Source organism: Mesorhizobium sp. WSM4871 (assembly GCF_055811295.1).
In genome coordinates this window covers 1-883 of sequence record NZ_JBVVPU010000055.1, presented here as the reverse complement: position 1 = coordinate 883, position 883 = coordinate 1, and the positions used below count along the sequence as shown (strand labels likewise).

Genomic DNA, 883 nt, shown 5'->3' with positions numbered 1-883 from the left:
GTGTTGTGTTCCTTGAAAAAGGCTTGCATCGAAGAGGTATTGCCAAGCGAGGTTTCGCCGTTCTGCGAGGCCCATTTGTAAGCCATGTCAAAGGCGGGATTGGGAACCAGCCTTTCCCAGTGGTCCATCATGGTCTGCATCTGGGACGTGGTGGGCATGACATAGGAGCCGCCCGTATTTGTCGCCCAGCCGCCACCGCCAAACGTCTGATAGACCGGAATGATCGCGCTCTGCGGGATGCCTGCCTCCAGCGCCGCGGCCACCGCCCTGTCGATGTAGTTGAAGTCCACCGCGGTGGTGCGCACCGGATAGGGATTGATGCCGTAGTAGTCGATGCCGGTGTTGGCGGGATTGTAGGTGTTGTTGTAATTGGAATCTGTGTACGACCCCATGTCCATCAGGGTGATGAAGGTCTTGGCGCCCGGAAAGTGGGAATGGATCCAGTCGGATTCCGCCTTCAGATTGGCAGCGCTCACTTTGGTGTGGTATTTGCCGGTCGGATCAGGCTCGTCGGTCAGAAAAAATCCAAAAACCTTCGGATTGTTGAGGAGGGGCGTTACCTTGTCGATAAAGGACTGGGTGACGCCATTGCTCTCGCCGAGCCAAATGAGGGCCTTGGAGCCCTCCGGCAACGCGTTGACCGATGATGCGTATTGAAGATCGACCAGGTTGAAGCCATAGGCCTGGGCCTGGGCAGCCGAGGCGCCCCAAGTGTAGTGCATCGTGGCCATGCAAATATCCCTCGTATGATTCTGCAAGCGCCCCGACCCCTGCCTATCCGAGGGTCAATATTAGCGCCAAATCAATTAGCAACACGCGTTGATAGAATCATTGATCTTCGATGGATACCAATTGTCTTGCGATTTGATTGTACGCCGTTACC

The 883-nt window shown here is 55.6% G+C and carries 1 pseudogene; it reads right to left on the bottom strand.

Annotated features, from left to right (window positions below):
• A pseudogene (locus AC0L2H_RS32465) lies at positions 1 to 731 on the bottom strand (calcium-binding protein); the annotation flags it as partial.
• Positions 732 to 883 lie beyond the last annotated feature (152 nt).